The sequence below is a fragment of the Photorhabdus thracensis genome, from assembly GCF_001010285.1.
GTDB classification, from domain to species: Bacteria; Pseudomonadota; Gammaproteobacteria; order Enterobacterales; family Enterobacteriaceae; genus Photorhabdus; species Photorhabdus temperata.
In genome coordinates, this window is the sequence record NZ_CP011104.1 from 4616817 (window position 1) to 4631690 (window position 14874).

Annotated in this window: 13 protein-coding genes; 5 read left to right on the forward strand and 8 right to left on the reverse strand. The window is 42.7% G+C overall.

Annotation, left to right across the window (positions count from 1 at the left end; genetic code table 11):
* Positions 1 to 41 precede the first annotated feature (41 nt).
* From VY86_RS20135 to VY86_RS20145, 3 genes are all read right to left on the reverse strand, one after another.
* A complete protein-coding gene (locus VY86_RS20135; RefSeq protein WP_046976292.1) occupies positions 42 to 1757 on the reverse strand; it encodes an urease subunit alpha in 1716 nt (571 codons plus the stop codon).
* 84 nt (positions 1758 to 1841) lie between these two features.
* Positions 1842 to 2231 (reverse strand): urease subunit beta, encoded by a 390-nt coding sequence (locus tag VY86_RS20140; protein ID WP_046976293.1) that lies wholly within the window; start codon positions 2229 to 2231, stop codon positions 1842 to 1844.
* Positions 2232 to 2323: 92 nt separating this feature from the next.
* On the reverse strand, positions 2324 to 2626 hold the full coding sequence (locus tag VY86_RS20145) for an urease subunit gamma (RefSeq protein WP_046976294.1): 303 nt from the start codon (positions 2624 to 2626) through the stop codon (positions 2324 to 2326).
* Positions 2627 to 2987: 361 nt separating this feature from the next.
* Between VY86_RS20145 and VY86_RS20150 the strand changes: the two genes are divergently transcribed.
* The 3 genes from VY86_RS20150 to VY86_RS20160 all read left to right on the forward strand — a co-directional run bounded on the left by VY86_RS20150 (position 2988) and on the right by VY86_RS20160 (position 5502).
* Positions 2988 to 4001, forward strand: a complete 1014-nt coding sequence (locus VY86_RS20150) for a HoxN/HupN/NixA family nickel/cobalt transporter (protein ID WP_046976295.1) — start codon at positions 2988 to 2990, stop codon at positions 3999 to 4001.
* Positions 4002 to 4154: 153 nt separating this feature from the next.
* Positions 4155 to 4844, forward strand: coding sequence for a hypothetical protein (locus VY86_RS20155; protein WP_046976296.1), 690 nt, complete (start codon positions 4155 to 4157; stop codon positions 4842 to 4844).
* On the forward strand, positions 4837 to 5502 hold the full coding sequence (locus tag VY86_RS20160; protein WP_082111274.1) for an RES family NAD+ phosphorylase: 666 nt from the start codon (positions 4837 to 4839) through the stop codon (positions 5500 to 5502). Before VY86_RS20155 ends, VY86_RS20160 begins: the two co-directional genes overlap by 8 nt.
* Before the next feature lie 188 nt (positions 5503 to 5690).
* Here the strand turns inward: VY86_RS20160 and pntB are convergent, their stop codons facing one another.
* Together pntB and pntA are read right to left on the reverse strand one after the other, a co-directional pair.
* Positions 5691 to 7079, reverse strand: a complete 1389-nt coding sequence (pntB, locus tag VY86_RS20165; protein WP_046976297.1) for a Re/Si-specific NAD(P)(+) transhydrogenase subunit beta — start codon at positions 7077 to 7079, stop codon at positions 5691 to 5693.
* Positions 7080 to 7090: 11 nt separating this feature from the next.
* A complete protein-coding gene (pntA, locus tag VY86_RS20170; protein ID WP_046976298.1) occupies positions 7091 to 8620 on the reverse strand; it encodes a Re/Si-specific NAD(P)(+) transhydrogenase subunit alpha in 1530 nt (509 codons plus the stop codon).
* A 415-nt stretch (positions 8621 to 9035) separates the two neighbouring features.
* Between pntA and ydgH the strand changes: the two genes are divergently transcribed.
* The gene (ydgH, locus tag VY86_RS20175) at positions 9036 to 9989 is read left to right on the forward strand and encodes a DUF1471 family protein YdgH (RefSeq protein WP_046976299.1); all 954 of its coding nucleotides are present in this window, start codon (positions 9036 to 9038) and stop codon (positions 9987 to 9989) included.
* A gap of 78 nt (positions 9990 to 10067) precedes the next feature.
* Here ydgH and stlE read toward each other — a convergent pair whose 3' ends face one another.
* The 3 genes from stlE to stlC all read right to left on the reverse strand — a co-directional run bounded on the left by stlE (position 10068) and on the right by stlC (position 12484).
* Positions 10068 to 10310, reverse strand: a complete 243-nt coding sequence (gene stlE / locus VY86_RS20180) for a stilbene biosynthesis acyl carrier protein StlE (RefSeq protein ID WP_046976300.1) — start codon at positions 10308 to 10310, stop codon at positions 10068 to 10070.
* A 76-nt stretch (positions 10311 to 10386) separates the two neighbouring features.
* Positions 10387 to 11535 (reverse strand): beta-ketosynthase StlD, encoded by a 1149-nt coding sequence (gene stlD / locus VY86_RS20185; protein ID WP_046976301.1) that lies wholly within the window; start codon positions 11533 to 11535, stop codon positions 10387 to 10389.
* Positions 11536 to 11539: 4 nt separating this feature from the next.
* A complete protein-coding gene (gene stlC, locus VY86_RS20190) occupies positions 11540 to 12484 on the reverse strand; it encodes a stilbene biosynthesis aromatase StlC (RefSeq protein ID WP_046976302.1) in 945 nt (314 codons plus the stop codon).
* A 942-nt stretch (positions 12485 to 13426) separates the two neighbouring features.
* Between stlC and VY86_RS20195 the strand changes: the two genes are divergently transcribed.
* Positions 13427 to 14818 carry an amino acid permease gene (locus VY86_RS20195; RefSeq protein WP_046976303.1) on the forward strand — a complete coding sequence of 464 codons (1392 nt, stop codon included), beginning with the start codon at positions 13427 to 13429 and terminating at the stop codon, positions 14816 to 14818.
* The last annotated feature ends 56 nt before the right edge of the window (positions 14819 to 14874 follow it).

The window sequence follows — 14874 nt, forward strand, 5'->3', positions numbered from 1 at the left end:
CGGCCAGAAAAATATTCTCTGACCGGACAGCAAAAAATATATCAACTAAAGAAATAGCGCTGATTGAGCGCTACTGTCCTGACGGGTTTTACCGTGGCATATTCACCATTCACCTTGACAGCAAAGGTTTCGGCATCCACTTCAATGGTTGGCGTTTCAGCATTACGCACCATATCTTTCTTGGAGATAACTCGGCAATTGCGCACCGCCATAACCTGGCGTTCCAAACCCAGTTTCTCTTTTACTCCTTGTTCCATCGCCGCCTGGGAGACAAAAGTTACACAGGTTTCCTGAAGGGTTTTGCCCAATGCGCCAAACATCGGACGATAAAATGTCGGCTGTGGTGTCGGCAATGAGGCATTCGGATCACCCATCACCGCCCAGTTAATCATACCGCCTTTGATGACCAGCTTAGGTTTTGCGCCAAAGAAACGTGGTTCCCACAACACAAGATCGGCCATTTTTCCCACTTCAACCGAGCCCAGAACGTGGCTTATTCCCTGCGCAATCGCCGGGTTAATCGTAATTTTGGCGACATAACGTAAGACACGGAAATTATCGTTATACGCCGCATCTTCCGGCAACTTGCCCCGCGCCGCTTTCATTGCGTGGGCCGTCTGCATCACCCGCAGCCAATTTTCGCCTACCCTCCCCATCGCTTGGGAGTCGCTGGAAAACATCGACAACACTCCCATATCGTGTAAAACATTTTCCGCAGCAATGGTCTCCGGGCGTACACGGCTTTCCGAAAATGCAACATCAGCCGGTACCTTGGGATTTAGGTTATGGCAAACCATAATCATATCAAACAATTCCGCCTGGCTATTGATACCGTAAGGCAATGTAGGATTGGTTGAGCTGGGCAACACGTTCATCTGGCTAGCAACTTTGATGATATCCGGCGCATGTCCGCCACCCGCGCCTTCGGTATGGAAAGTATGAATGGTACGGCCTTCGAAAGCGTCGATGGTATCTTCGACATAACCACCTTCATTCAAACTGTCGGTATGGACCGCTACCTGGATATCCATTTCATCCGCTACACGTAAGGCATGACGCAATGCAGAATTGGTTGCCCCCCAGTCTTCATGCACTTTCAGCCCGGCAGCACCCGCTTTGATCTGTTCTACCAGCGGCATAGCCACCGCAGCATGGCCTTTTCCCAAAATACCGACGTTAACCGGTAAACTTTCAAAAGCACGCAACATACGATGGATATGCCAAGGACCGGCAGTAACAGTAGTCCCGTTAGTTCCGTCAGTGGGACCAACACCACCACCAAAGAAAGTCGTCACACCATTGGACAAAGCATGTTCAGCCTGTTGGGGAGAGATAAAATGAATATGGGTATCAATGCCAGCAGCCGTGAGGATAAGATGTTCACCGGATATCGCATCAGTACTGACACCAACCACCATGCCAGGTGTAACGCCATTCATCATACTGAGGTTGCCACTTTTACCTATCCCGACGATGCGCCCCTCTTTTATGCCGACATCGGCTTTAATAACACCTTGACGTGCATCCAAAATAGTGACGTTGGTGATCACCAAATCCAATACATTTTCACTGGTCATGCGGTTATCGGCACCCATGCCATCACGCAGCGATTTACCTCCGCCATAGACCGATTCATCACCATAACCGCGCAGATCTTTCTCAATTTCAATAAACAGATTGGTATCAGCCAGGCGAATCTTATCACCGATAGTCGGACCAAAAAGACCGACATATTCCTGCCGGGAAATGGTTGGCATAGTTTATTCCTTTGTTCGAAAAGTTTTCCGACGTTCGTCAACTCTACCTTGAATTTATTTGATAGTTTTATAACCCCAGTTTTATTATCCGGCGTGCAACCAAGTCTTTTCTACATACTCCTCAGCGGCAACCGGCATTTTACCCGCCCAACCATCGACTAAATTATCAAATCCATAAACGTTTTGTTTCCCACCAACAGGGATTAATGACACCTCAATTTCATCACCAGGTTCAAAACGGATTGCGGTTGTTGAAGTGATATTGAGTCGTTTACCGAACGCAGCCGCCCGATCAAATTGCAGGGCTTTATTCACCTCAAAAAAATGGAAATGAGATCCCACCTGGATCGGGCGATCACCTGAATTACGAACCCTTAATTGAATAGCCGGACAATCTTCATTAAAGGATATCGGGCCTTCAGCAAGAATATATCCCCCCAACGGAGTAATATCCTCTTTATTATTTTCTTTCATCGGAAAATCTCCACGTCAATACGTGAGCCAAGACTATAAATTAATATTTTGTCCAGATAACTTTTCCTGCTATTTATAATTTTTTTCAGCGATTATTGGATGGGATCATGCACCGTCACCAAACGACTGCCATCCGTAAATATGGCTTCAACCTGCACATGTGGAATGAGATCAGCTACACCCTCCATCACATCTTCTTTAGTCAGAACGTGCCTTGAATCATCCATGACTTCTTCCAGCGTTTTCCCCTCTCTGGCCCCTTCCAGAGCAGCCGCGGTAATAATAGCGACGGCTTCAGGGTAATTGAGTTTTAAGCCGCGGGACTTACGCTTTAATGCGACATCAGCCAGTGTATATACCATGAGTTTCTCAATTTCCCTTGGCGTTAATTGCATAAGCCCCCCTAATAATTGGTTATTCCATACGGTCGCACTGTCATGTCAATAAGCTATAACTTAATACGCTTTTCCCAACAGACTTTATTCAAAATTTGCTCTTTTACCAATTTAAATATTGGAAAATATATCCTTTGGTAAAAAAGTTTTGACACCAGAATTATAATATGTCAATTAAGTTACTCCCCTTACAACAGGTTAGCCCTCTTACCTTTATTTAAGTTTATCTAAGTTAATATTACAAGTTAATTAGTATTATGATTTAGCAAAAGACCGTACATTATTGCGTACAGAGGATGCTTACCGTTTTTGTTTTTCAGAAATCATCCGCAAACGGGTTTAACATTGACAGGTTTCTTATATGAATAAAAAACATGCACTTTCTCTCCTTGTTGTTCTGATTGCTGCCAACGTACTTGCCTGGATTTGGGCATTTATCGCTTTCCGCCATCATGCAGTCATGATGGCGGCCGCTCTGCTGGCTTACGGTTATGGGCTACGTCATGCGGTCGACGCCGATCATATCGCGGCAATTGATAACGTTACCCGTAAACTGATGCAACAAGGTAAATCGCCGATTGCCGTCGGTGCTTTCTTTTCTCTGGGACACTCAACCATTGTCATTCTGGCCTGCCTCGCTATTGTCCTGACTTCAATGGCTTTTAAAGATCAGATGGGCTGGGTTCATGACTATGGCGGCATTATTGGCACACTCGTTTCTGCCTGCTTTCTGTTGGCGATAGCATTGATTAATTTGCTGATACTGAAAAGCGTTTATCAAAAGTTTCAGGAGATCAAACGTGGAAGAGAGCTGGCGAACAATGATTTAACTGTGCTGGAAACAACACCGGGAGGAGTAATGACCCGCTTGTTTCACTCGGTCTTCCGACTGGTAAGCAAAAGCTGGCATATGTATCTGGTTGGTTTCCTGTTTGGACTGGGTTTCGACACCGCGACCGAAGTTGGGTTGTTGAGTATATCTGCCGCCGGCTCTCTCAGTGGACTGCCTTTATGGTCGCTGATGGTGTTCCCGGCGCTCTTTGCCAGCGGCATGGCGCTAATCGATTCACTGGATAATTTTGTTATGGTAGGTGCCTATGGCTGGGCCTTTTCCCAACCAACACGCAAACTCTACTACAACATGACCATTACCGCGGCTTCCGTCGCCGTGGCGCTGTTCATCGGTGGGTTGGAAGCGCTCGGCCTTATCGCTGACCAGTGGGATCTGCATGGCGCTTTTTGGAGCACCATCGGGGCTTTAAACGACAACATGGGCAATGTCGGTTTTTGGGTTGTCGGGATTTTTATTCTGTTCTGGACATTATCAGTAATGAATTATCGCTGGCAGGGGTACCACACATTGGAAATTAAGTAGCAAAAACAGCCTACTTAGATAAAGAGAAAATTTGATTACTCAGGTTTATGATTACTAACGAGCCATCTTTGCACTTTTCATAAATACGCTATATCATCTATATAATGAATATACGCAAAATACGATTTCAAGCAGATACAATACGGAGGCTGCATGATTACTAAATCACAAGACAAATCGAAGAATGTCAGCTTTAGCTTTCTTTCAATGGATACGGATATCACTGAGCTATCAAACAACAATAATGATATCGACAAACATATCAATTTGTCTGAGATTCCTTCTGATGAGGCAGATCAATATGTTGTCGTGAAATTGCCAAGAGCAATTGATTATTATGATGTTAAGCTGGCAATAGCCAGTGCAGTAACTGCTGTCACTACATTCAATAAGCACAAACAGCTGTCTTTTGTGACTAAACTGTCAGAAATTGAATTTACTTCCCGTAATGAAGCTCGTCTTGAAAAATTAAAAAATCAGATTCTGACTGACTCAAAGTGGCTGACTGCAAGTGAACTCAGCAAATTAGCCGGGTCTAAATCGGTGAATCCCAGCGCTGCGGCGAATCGGTTGAAAAAGTCAAAAAAAATATTCGCATTACCAATTAATGGCAAAGACCTATTCCCGTTGTATGCTCTAGACGAAGGCGGCCAGCCATTGCCAGTGATAAAAAAAATCATTGAGCTGTTTGGGAACAAAAAGACGCCTTGGTCAATAGCCATTTGGTTCGGTACACCAAATGGCTGGCTTAGTAATAAAAAGCCAAAAGACCTTTTATTAACCCAACTTGATGATGTTTATATGGCAGCCAGAGAAGAAATTGAAGGGCCGTGTCATGGCTGATGATAAAAAAGGACTTCAAGAAAATATACCGCTTCCTCCAGAAAATACCGTAGCTAAAACCAAAAAATGGAAAGCGGGTACACCTATTGAACGTATTCACAGAACTAAGTTCAAAGGAGCTGAATTTAATCCTGGTATTGGCAATGCTCGCTTTAGTCCGTTCAAAAATAATGGAATTTTTGTTCCAACAATCTATGGTGGTGAGAACATAGGAGTAGCTATTATGGAGACGATTTTACATGATATTCCATTAAACTGCTCCGGTGTACCTGTTGATCTGGGTAAACTAGATGATTTAGCGCACAGCCAAATTACGCCACAAAAAGATATCAAGTATGTGGATATCAATCCACGGATACTGAAGAAGTGGGGAATTATTCAGGGCCAACTAGTAGAATCAGAAGCATCGGATTACCATATTACTCAAAGATGGGCAGCCAAAATTTATCATGACAATCCCGACGCTCAAGCAATTCAATGGCCCTCTAAGCAGCACGGCGGCAAGGCAATAGTAATTTTTGGAGATCGAGTAGAAGAAAGAGATTTGCGCGTGTCTATTGAATCTGAACCAGCCACTACCTCTAAAAAGGTTAACGACAAACTTAAAGAGCTTGCAGATGAAATGGAATTAATTCTGGTGCCCAAAAATATTACATAAACACCCGATGATGGAATATGAGTTAATTATCCCTGTTGGTGGCACAGGCTATGTATTCAGTGGAAATCTGGCACTAGGCGAACGTGTTTACAAGATTAAAAACTACCCGTTTGTTCTGTCTCTTAATCAGGAGCTCTGACTAAGAGACAGTCACCCAATCAGGATTTGTAAGTTATAGCGATAAGGAATTACAGTGCACGAAGGATTGCTTCGACACTTGCTTTCGCATCACCAAACAACATCTGACTATTGTCTTTAAAGAACAGCGGGTTTTGTACACCAGCGTAACCTGTGTTCATGGAGCGTTTAAACACAATAACACTCTGTGATTTCCACACTTCCAGCACTGGCATACCCGCAATCGGGCTGTTCGGATCTTCCTGTGCCGCAGGGTTAACGGTGTCGTTGGCTCCGATAACCAGTACGGTATCTGTATCAGAGAAATCATCATTGATTTCATCCATTTCCAGAACAACGTCATAAGGGACTTTGGCTTCCGCCAACAGCACGTTCATATGCCCAGGCAGACGACCGGCAACCGGATGGATACCAAAGCGAACCTTAATCCCCTTTTCACGCAGTTTGGCTGTAATGTCATGTACCGGATACTGCGCCTGGGCAACAGCCATACCGTATCCCGGCGTGATGATGACAGACGTTGAGTTTTTCAGCAGTTCAGCAACCTCTTCCGCTGTGGTTTCGCGATATTCGCCCATATCCTGATCATCACCGGTCGAGGAACCATCAGTCCCAAACCCGCCAGCAATCACACTGATAAAAGAGCGGTTCATTGCCTTACACATGATGTAAGACAGAATGGCCCCCGAAGAACCGACCAGCGCTCCCGTGACAATCAGCAAGTCATTACTCAGCATAAATCCAGCGGCCGCGGCAGCCCAACCCGAATAGGAATTCAGCATCGAAACCACCACCGGCATATCCGCGCCACCGATAGAAGCAACCAAATGCCAGCCAAATACTAATGCGATTGCCGTCATGAGCAACAGTGTGGAAATTTGCAGGCCAGTACTTTCCGTTTTCACAAAGGTAATTAACAGGACAAAGGAGATAACCAGCGCTGCAAGGTTTAATTTATGCCGATTCGGCAACATCAGCGGTTTGGAAGAAATCTTTCCGCATAATTTACCAAATGCCACAACAGAACCGGTGAAGGTGACTGCGCCGATGAAAACACCCAGGAATACTTCTGTCAGATGGATATTCTCCATCACAGGTTCCGCGAAACTATCGTGAGCAATAAAGCTGTTAAAACCGACCAGCACCGCAGCCAAACCGACGAAACTGTGCAATATGGCGACCAATTCCGGCATTTCAGTCATTTCAACTTTGTTTGCCAGACGAATACCAATAACCGCACCGATCACCATCGCCAGAATAACCCAAACAACATTTCCGGTATCAGGCCCGAAGATAGTCGCAATCAATGCGATTGCCATCCCGGTGACACCCAAAATATTCCCGCGTTTGGCGCTTTCGTGACGAGATAAACCCGCAAGGCTGAAAATAAATAAGATGGCAGCAACAATATATGCCGCTATAACGACTCCACTCGACATTCAATTACCCCTTAGTCCTTACGAAACATTTTCAGCATACGTTGAGTGACAGTAAAGCCACCGAAGATATTAATGCTGGCAATTAAGATAGCGATAAATGAGAAGAAGCTTACCCATCCACCATCACCAATTTGCAATAACGCCCCAACAACGATAATGCCCGAAATGGCGTTAGTTACTGACATTAGCGGTGTATGTAAAGCATGGCTGACATTCCAGACCACGTAGTAACCCACCACACAAGCCAATGCAAAAACAGTAAAGTGAGATAAAAACTCTTTTGGCGCAATATTGGCTAACCCGCCGAACAAAATAACAGCCAGTGCCAGCAAGCCATATTTCAACCAAGGTGAAGCAGGTTTAGTCTCTGGCTTTTCTGCTTTGACTGGTGCAGGTTTTGTTGTCTGTTGAGCAGAAACTTGAATTGATGGCGCCGGCCAGGTCACTTCCCCCTCTTTTACGACGGTCACGCCACGAATAACAACATCATCAAAATCAATATTGATTTCACCATTTTTCTCTTTGCACAATAATTTGAGCAGATTAACTAAATTAGTTCCGTACAGTTGTGAAGATTGCGTTGGTAAACGGCTTGGTAAATCGGTGTAACCAATAATCTTCACACCATTTTCTGTCACAACTAATTTGTCCGCTTGCGTTAATTCACAGTTACCCCCCGTCTGAGCCGCCAGGTCAACAATCACACTGCCCGGTTTCATTGATTCAACCATCTCTTTGGTGATAAGACGTGGTGCTGGTTTCCCTGGAATAAGCGCAGTTGTCACAATAATGTCAACTTCTTTCGCCTGTGCCGCAAAAAGCGCCATCTCAGCCTTAATAAAGGCTTCAGACATGACTTTTGCATATCCGTCACCACTACCGGCCTCTTCTTCAAAATCCAGTTCGAGAAACTCCGCCCCCATGCTCTGAACTTGCTCTTTAACTTCAGGCCGGGTATCAAACGCACGGACAATAGCGCCTAAACTGCCCGCTGCCCCCACAGCAGCCAGGCCAGCAACACCGGCACCAATAATCATCACTTTGGCTGGTGGAACCTTACCTGCGGCTGTAATCTGACCAGTAAAGAAACGACCAAATTCATGAGCAGCCTCTACTATCGCCCGGTAACCTGCGATGTTCGCCATAGAGCTCAGTGCATCCAGCGACTGTGCACGGGAAATACGCGGTACTGAATCCATAGCCAACACAGTGACTTTACGGTCTGATAATTTCTGCATTAACTCAGGGTTTTGTGCCGGCCAGACAAAACTAACCAACGTACTCCCTTCCTTCATTAACGCAATCTCATCATCCTCAGGAGCATTAACCTTCAGAATGATATCTGAACCCCAAATATCATTACGATCGGTAATTTCAGCTCCAACCTGTTGGTAAGCACTATCCCCAAAGCTGGCTAAATGCCCTGCTCCACTTTCAACAACGACATCGAATCCCAATTTCAACAGTTGTTCCACAGTACTCGGCGTGGCTGCAACACGTGCTTCATTGGCAAGTCGTTCTCTCGGTACACCAATACGCATAATGTTCCCTTCCTAAAGCTTAAGATTAATGATGATTATTACTTGCTGAGGCCAGTTTAGCGATTAAATTAACTTTATTACTGCTATCAGCAAAATCTATCAACGAATATTTTGATAACTAGCCGAAAATATTATTGGTGATCCATCACTAATGAGTAAGAAAAATAGCTAAGTAGTATTACTGGCCCGCACTTTTCAGTGCCAGTTACGATGATGTTGATAAAAACACGATGTTGATAAAAACGTGTTGATGAAAACTTATGACGCCATTTCTATGAACTTGTATTCATTCATACTGATAGCATAAATTCGTGGGACATTAGCTATTATTACATGTAATAATTGTCGGCTATGTGATACACAACTATGTTCAGCAAGTTATAAGTAATTAATGCGCAAGGCGAAAGGATTTTTTATGAAGCTGAAAACAACGATCATCGCAGCCGCGGTGCTCTTACTAACTGGTATTACCGCTGCTCAGGCAGCTCAGGAATTATCCCCGGAAAAAGCAGCAGAACTGAAACCATTTAAACGTATTACGGTTACAGGCCCTTTTAATGCTATTTATGAAGCTGCCGACGCTGTTTCCCGTCGGGCAGATAAAATGGGCGCAGATGGATTTTATATCCAAAGCCTTGATGATCTGAATAATAGTGGCAACCTGCGCGTCGTAGCTGATCTGTATCACAAAGATGCAGAGAAAATTGACAATTCAATTAAATATCGTATGTTCCGCGGTATCAAAGAATTACCCAAAACAGAAGCTGTAACACTGGAACCATTCGATACGGTAACCGTCAGTGGTTTTTATACCAACGAGCCAGATTTAAATGAGACCATCGCAAAAGAAGCCAAGAAAAAAGGTGCAGCTTCTTTTTTTATTGTCCGTCAGGTTTCAACCAACGATGGTGGTAATCAAACCGTTACCGCTTATGTTTACAAAGATGATGCGCCAAAACGCCAAATTCAGGCTAACGAAGCAGTAATCCCAGCTGATTCGGACGCAGGACGCGCTGCATTAGCTGCTGGTGGCGCAGCAGCTAAGAAAGTAGAAATTCCTGGTTTAGCCTCTTCAACTTCAACCAATAGTTCTATTGGCCGCTTCTTTGAAACACAATATTCTAAAGGCGAGCGTTACACTGTCACACTTCCTGATGGTAAGAAAATACAAGAATTAAATAAAATCAGTGCTGCCCAGATGGTACCTTTTGATTCCATCACCTTTTCAGGTTACTACAACAGCATGCCTGATGTTGCCTACGAAGTCGCTAAACGCGCAGCGGCTAAAGGCGCTAAGTATTACCATATCACCCGTGAATGGCAATCCAGTGGCGGCTCCTCTACTATCAGTGCAGACCTGTTCAAATAACCTGTTTAATTTAAGAAAAAGGCACATATGATACCCGTATGTGCCTTTTTTACTGCAAGGATAATAAAATTCTTCAAATCAGTCGGCTGATTCTAACTTCAAACGGATACAATCAATGGCGTTTTGTACCGTCACCATTTTTTCTGCCTCTGTATCGTCAATAGTTATCTCGAAACGTTCTTCCAGAGCCATAATCAACTCGACACTATCTAACGAATCGGCACCCAATTCCTCGAATGTTTGTGTAGTAAGAATCTGGGCTTCGGGTATTCCAAGTTGTTCTGCAACAACATTTTTAACATGATTCTCTAAATTTTCCACGCTATTATCTTCCTAATGTACTTATATTTGGGGAAACCAGTCGTTTCCCCTTTTTTCATTAATTAAGGTTAAATATTTACACAACCGTCAAATGCATGAATGCCCCTGTGAATCTGGCACTTTCAGGGATAAAACATAACAGACGCTGATCTTTCTTCAATTTATCCGACTTCATCAGCTCATCCAACATGATATAAATAGAAGCCGATCCGGTATTTCCTTTCACTGTTAAGTTAGTAAACCAACGCTCTTGTTCAATACCAAAATTAATATCTTCAAGACCCTCGGAAAATTTCATGCGGAAATATTCAGATGAATAATGAGGCAAGAACCAATCAATAGATTCTGCCGATAAGTTACGATCAGCAACGATTCGTCTCAATGGTTCGGTAAGTGTGAATTTAACGACCCTCTCATTTAAATATCTGACATCTTGCTTGATACAGAAAACAGAATATGCCAGCCAATCAGCCTGACTCATTTGTGTCCAGCTTTTCAAACTGCCATCTGCTAACTTCTCTCCACCCGCGTACATGCATGTCTCTTGCTCATTAGCAAAAGAGTAAATATCTATCCAGTCAATTCGTAATGAAAAACCATCAGGTCGAGGTTTATTTTCAAGTAAAGCAGCGCCGGCACCATCAGAAAGCATCCAACGCAGAAAATCTTTTTCAAAAGCGATTTCAGGACGTCGTTCCAATTCTGCAACCCGGGCTTCGTTTTCACTCTGGAAGTTGCGGGCATGCAATACTGTTGAAGGTGTTTCCGAGGTAGTTGAAACCGCATTACTTGTCGTTCCCGAGAGAACAGACAAATAAGCATATTTCATCGCTGTCATACCCGCAGCACAAGCACCGGAAGTTGAGATAACTTCACAAGGTTTATTCTTGAGCTCGCCATGAACCATTACACCATGACCCGGTATAATTTGATCAGGAATACCACTGCTTGCTGCCAAACTTTGCATATCATCTAAAGAAAAGTGTTCATCAACCAAGCCTTTTACTGCTTCAGCCGCCAATTGAGCACATGAATAAGTTGTCTCTCCTGTTTCCGGATCCAACGCGTAATGGCGATATTTAATACCATTATTACGAAGCACGATATGACGAGATCTCGATGGACGATCACCCACAAAACCAAGAACAGATTCCATTGTCTCATTATCTATTGGGTTTCCCGGCATAAAGGCGGAAACTTTAGTGATATAAACGTTGTTACTCATTTAATTATTTATCTCCTTTATCATCATAACGGGCAGAACCGGATGGTTGTTCATAGTATTTTTGTAACTCATTAAGACGTTCTTTCAGTAATACGGTCAGCAAACGGCGAATAACCATCGATATAGGTAAAACAATCAACACCGTCAGTACCAAATAGGTCACAAACATGGCTAATAGAGAACACCTTACCCATTTCCTCCGTTTACCTACGCGGTGAATAAACCCGGACCACAATCTAAATCCGCGATGTATAGAACGTTCACCAAAAATAAAAGATTTATCGACAAATACCGCCCCTAAACCTTTCAACATTGGGGCGTCAACTTTCTCTTTATCCGCTTTAAGCGCTGTTACCAACGCATCCCCAAAACGTTTAGCTCCTTGAACATCTTCTTCCGATACCCCAGCAGGCGGTAAACTGGCAATTGGATGTTTTTTTCCTGTCATTAGCCACAGCGGGGTTATAAACAATGTTACAAAGAAGTTTGCTTTATTGATAAAAACCACGTTATCGCGCAGATGCGCTCCATTTTCATGTAATAATTTTTTGACCGTTTCTTGGGCTATTAGCCACATATCTCGACAAACAATAACCGTCACTACTGGCCGACCATTGAGTAATCGTTTTCCTTCTTTACTTTTAAGAAACGCAGTTATCGGAGGAGATGGTGACAAATACCAAACTTGATAGCCTAATATTACCAGGTCGAAAGGTGCTTCATCTTCCAGATGTAAAGGCGCTAGCTCAGGTGAATGTAACTGCACCGTTTCTGGAAAAACATCAACAAATTTAGAAAATGACCAGGGAAATTCATACTCTGGAATTGGTTTAAGAACCACTTCACGAATGTATATCTCGTCAGACTCATGCAAAGGTGAGATTAAACTTTTTACCACCTCGATCAATTGGCCGCTTTGGGAATACGATATCACCAGAACACGCTTCATATGTTCTAACCTTTATGAATATTTAATACTAAGCCATTCGTCGGCGCCAAAAAAACAATAATTCGAATAACAATCATCTCCTAACTATCCAAAATTTTTTGGCATATGTACATATAATCATTCCTGAAAACTAAAAACATATACAAGAAAATGAGTTAATAGATAACAGGTTAATATTTTCACAAACAATATAAATCAAAGTGGTCGTTGTCAACATGATTTTTTTATTTTTATATAAGAACAGTATTGTGTCACATTAACGAAAATTAATTTGTCACTAGTGAAAATAGTTGATAAAAAATATATTAACTCCGATCTAAAATTAACAAAAACAATTAAAAAAATATAAAATAATATAATTAAATCAATTAATTAAAAAATAAAAATGGAGATTTCAATTTAACAAAACATTCATGAGACTATAAGTCTGCATACTAAAAATATTAACTTAACGACCTGATATGGAAACAAATGATTATTGTCACCTGGTAATAATATTACATAGATAAATAAAGATTAAAGAAAAATACTTACCTTTTACAATTATTTTCACTAAATTTTGAGATTGATTGAATAAATTAAAATGAAAATTACTTAATTAGGTAATAGCATCACTGTGCTTTATATTCATCATTTATTTCTCTTAGCATAATAAGCCGCATTATAAAAATATCCTATATAAATTTATAAAAATAAATTGCATGGCATGACGTCTTAACCATCACTCTAATAATGCATAAATTTTATAGTTATCTGCATAGAAAACCATTGCATCCAGCCCATACCCTCCGTAGAATTCCCCTCTATTTCTAGGTTTAACCAGTCTGTTTTTCCGTTCTATACAGCTTGGAAGCGACAAAAACCCAATGCCCAATTCGTTTTTGTGATCGGGGTAATGAACTGGCTAACAATGCAGTTTGTGTCATAATTAGGAACATATCTTTGGAAAAAAAACTAGGTCTTACAGCTCTTACTGCTCTGGTACTCAGCTCTATGGTCGGCGCAGGTGTTTTCAGCTTACCGCAAAATATGGCTGAGATCGCCAGCCCGGCAGCATTAATGATCGGTTGGGGGATAACAGGTGTCGGTATCCTGTTTCTGGCTACCGCTCTGTTATTTCTCTCTCGTCTTCGCCCGGATCTTGATGGAGGCATTTTCACTTATGCCAAAGAAGGCTTTGGTGAACTAATAGGCTTCTGTTCTGCCTGGGGATATTGGTTATGTGCGGTAGTTGCCAATGTTTCTTATCTGGTTATCGTTTTTGCCGCCCTGAGTTTCTTTACTGATAAAGAAGGTATCATCATCTTTGGTGACGGCAATACCTGGCAGTCCCTGTTGGGAGAATCTGTTTTACTCTGGTTAGTACACTGGTTGGTACTCCGTGGCGTTCAAACCGCAGCTGGAATCAACAAACTGGCAACAATGGCAAAATTGCTGCCTTTAGGCGCTTTCATTATTCTTGCTGCAATCGCGTTTAAAATGGATATCTTTGATCTTGACTTTACAGGTATCGAATTGGGTGTTCCTGTCTGGCAACAAGTAAAAGACACAATGCTGATCACCCTTTGGGTGTTCATTGGTATCGAAGGTGCCGTTGTAGTTTCAGCTAGGGCAAAAAAACGTAAAGACGTTGGTATTGCGACTATGCTGGCCGTCGTCGTCGCATTAGGAATATACATATTAGTTACCCTGCTCTCCCTTGGGTTAGTGCCACGGCCTGAGTTAGCTGAAATACGCAATCCATCAATGGCAAACCTGATGGTAGGACTTATTGGTTCGGCAGGTGAAATCATTATTGCTACCGGATTAATTATCTCCGTTTGCGGTGCTTATCTAAGCTGGACGATCATGGCGGCGGAAGTTCCATTTATCGCTTCCCAACATGGCTCTTTCCCGAAAATTTTTGGCCTGCAAAACGGCAATAACGCGCCATCATCCTCATTGTGGTTGACTAATGGCGCAGTACAATTTTCCCTCGTTCTGATTTGGTTGAGCGGGAGCAGCTACAATTCATTACTAGCAATTGCATCAGAGATGATTTTACTGCCCTATTTCCTTGTTGGCGCATTTCTGTTGAAAGTCGCTTTTGATCGTAGCAACAAGGGATTATTACTGATTGCCGTTGGGGCTTGTATTTATGGCCTATGGCTGCTTTATGCATCCGGTTTAATGAATTTGTTATTGTCCGTCGTTCTCTATGCACCAGGTGTTATTGTTTTCTTGTATGCCCGCCGTCAGAATCCACAGAAACACAATCTTTATCCGGCTGAAAAATTAGCTATTGCCGCGTTACTAATAACCACAATCCCTGCAACCTGGCTGTTAATCAAGTAATTCCGTCGAATTCAGGCTATTACTTTCTGTAGTAGCCATTCGTGTTTTCATATAGC

Excerpts from the sequence above, each read along its gene's own strand:
- VY86_RS20135 (WP_046976292.1), bottom strand. The coding sequence starts at position 1,757 with ATGCCAACCATTTCCCGGCAGGAATATGTCGGTCTTTTTGGTCCGACT.
- VY86_RS20140 (WP_046976293.1), bottom strand. The coding sequence starts at position 2,231 with ATGAAAGAAAATAATAAAGAGGATATTACTCCGTTGGGGGGATATATT.
- VY86_RS20145 (WP_046976294.1), bottom strand. The coding sequence starts at position 2,626 with ATGCAATTAACGCCAAGGGAAATTGAGAAACTCATGGTATATACACTG.
- VY86_RS20150 (WP_046976295.1), top strand. The coding sequence starts at position 2,988 with ATGAATAAAAAACATGCACTTTCTCTCCTTGTTGTTCTGATTGCTGCC.
- VY86_RS20155 (WP_046976296.1), top strand. The coding sequence starts at position 4,155 with ATGATTACTAAATCACAAGACAAATCGAAGAATGTCAGCTTTAGCTTT.
- VY86_RS20160 (WP_082111274.1), top strand. The coding sequence starts at position 4,837 with ATGGCTGATGATAAAAAAGGACTTCAAGAAAATATACCGCTTCCTCCA.
- pntB (WP_046976297.1), bottom strand. The coding sequence starts at position 7,079 with ATGTCGAGTGGAGTCGTTATAGCGGCATATATTGTTGCTGCCATCTTA.
- pntA (WP_046976298.1), bottom strand. The coding sequence starts at position 8,620 with ATGCGTATTGGTGTACCGAGAGAACGACTTGCCAATGAAGCACGTGTT.
- ydgH (WP_046976299.1), top strand. The coding sequence starts at position 9,036 with ATGAAGCTGAAAACAACGATCATCGCAGCCGCGGTGCTCTTACTAACT.
- stlD (WP_046976301.1), bottom strand. The coding sequence starts at position 11,535 with ATGAGTAACAACGTTTATATCACTAAAGTTTCCGCCTTTATGCCGGGA.
- stlC (WP_046976302.1), bottom strand. The coding sequence starts at position 12,484 with ATGAAGCGTGTTCTGGTGATATCGTATTCCCAAAGCGGCCAATTGATC.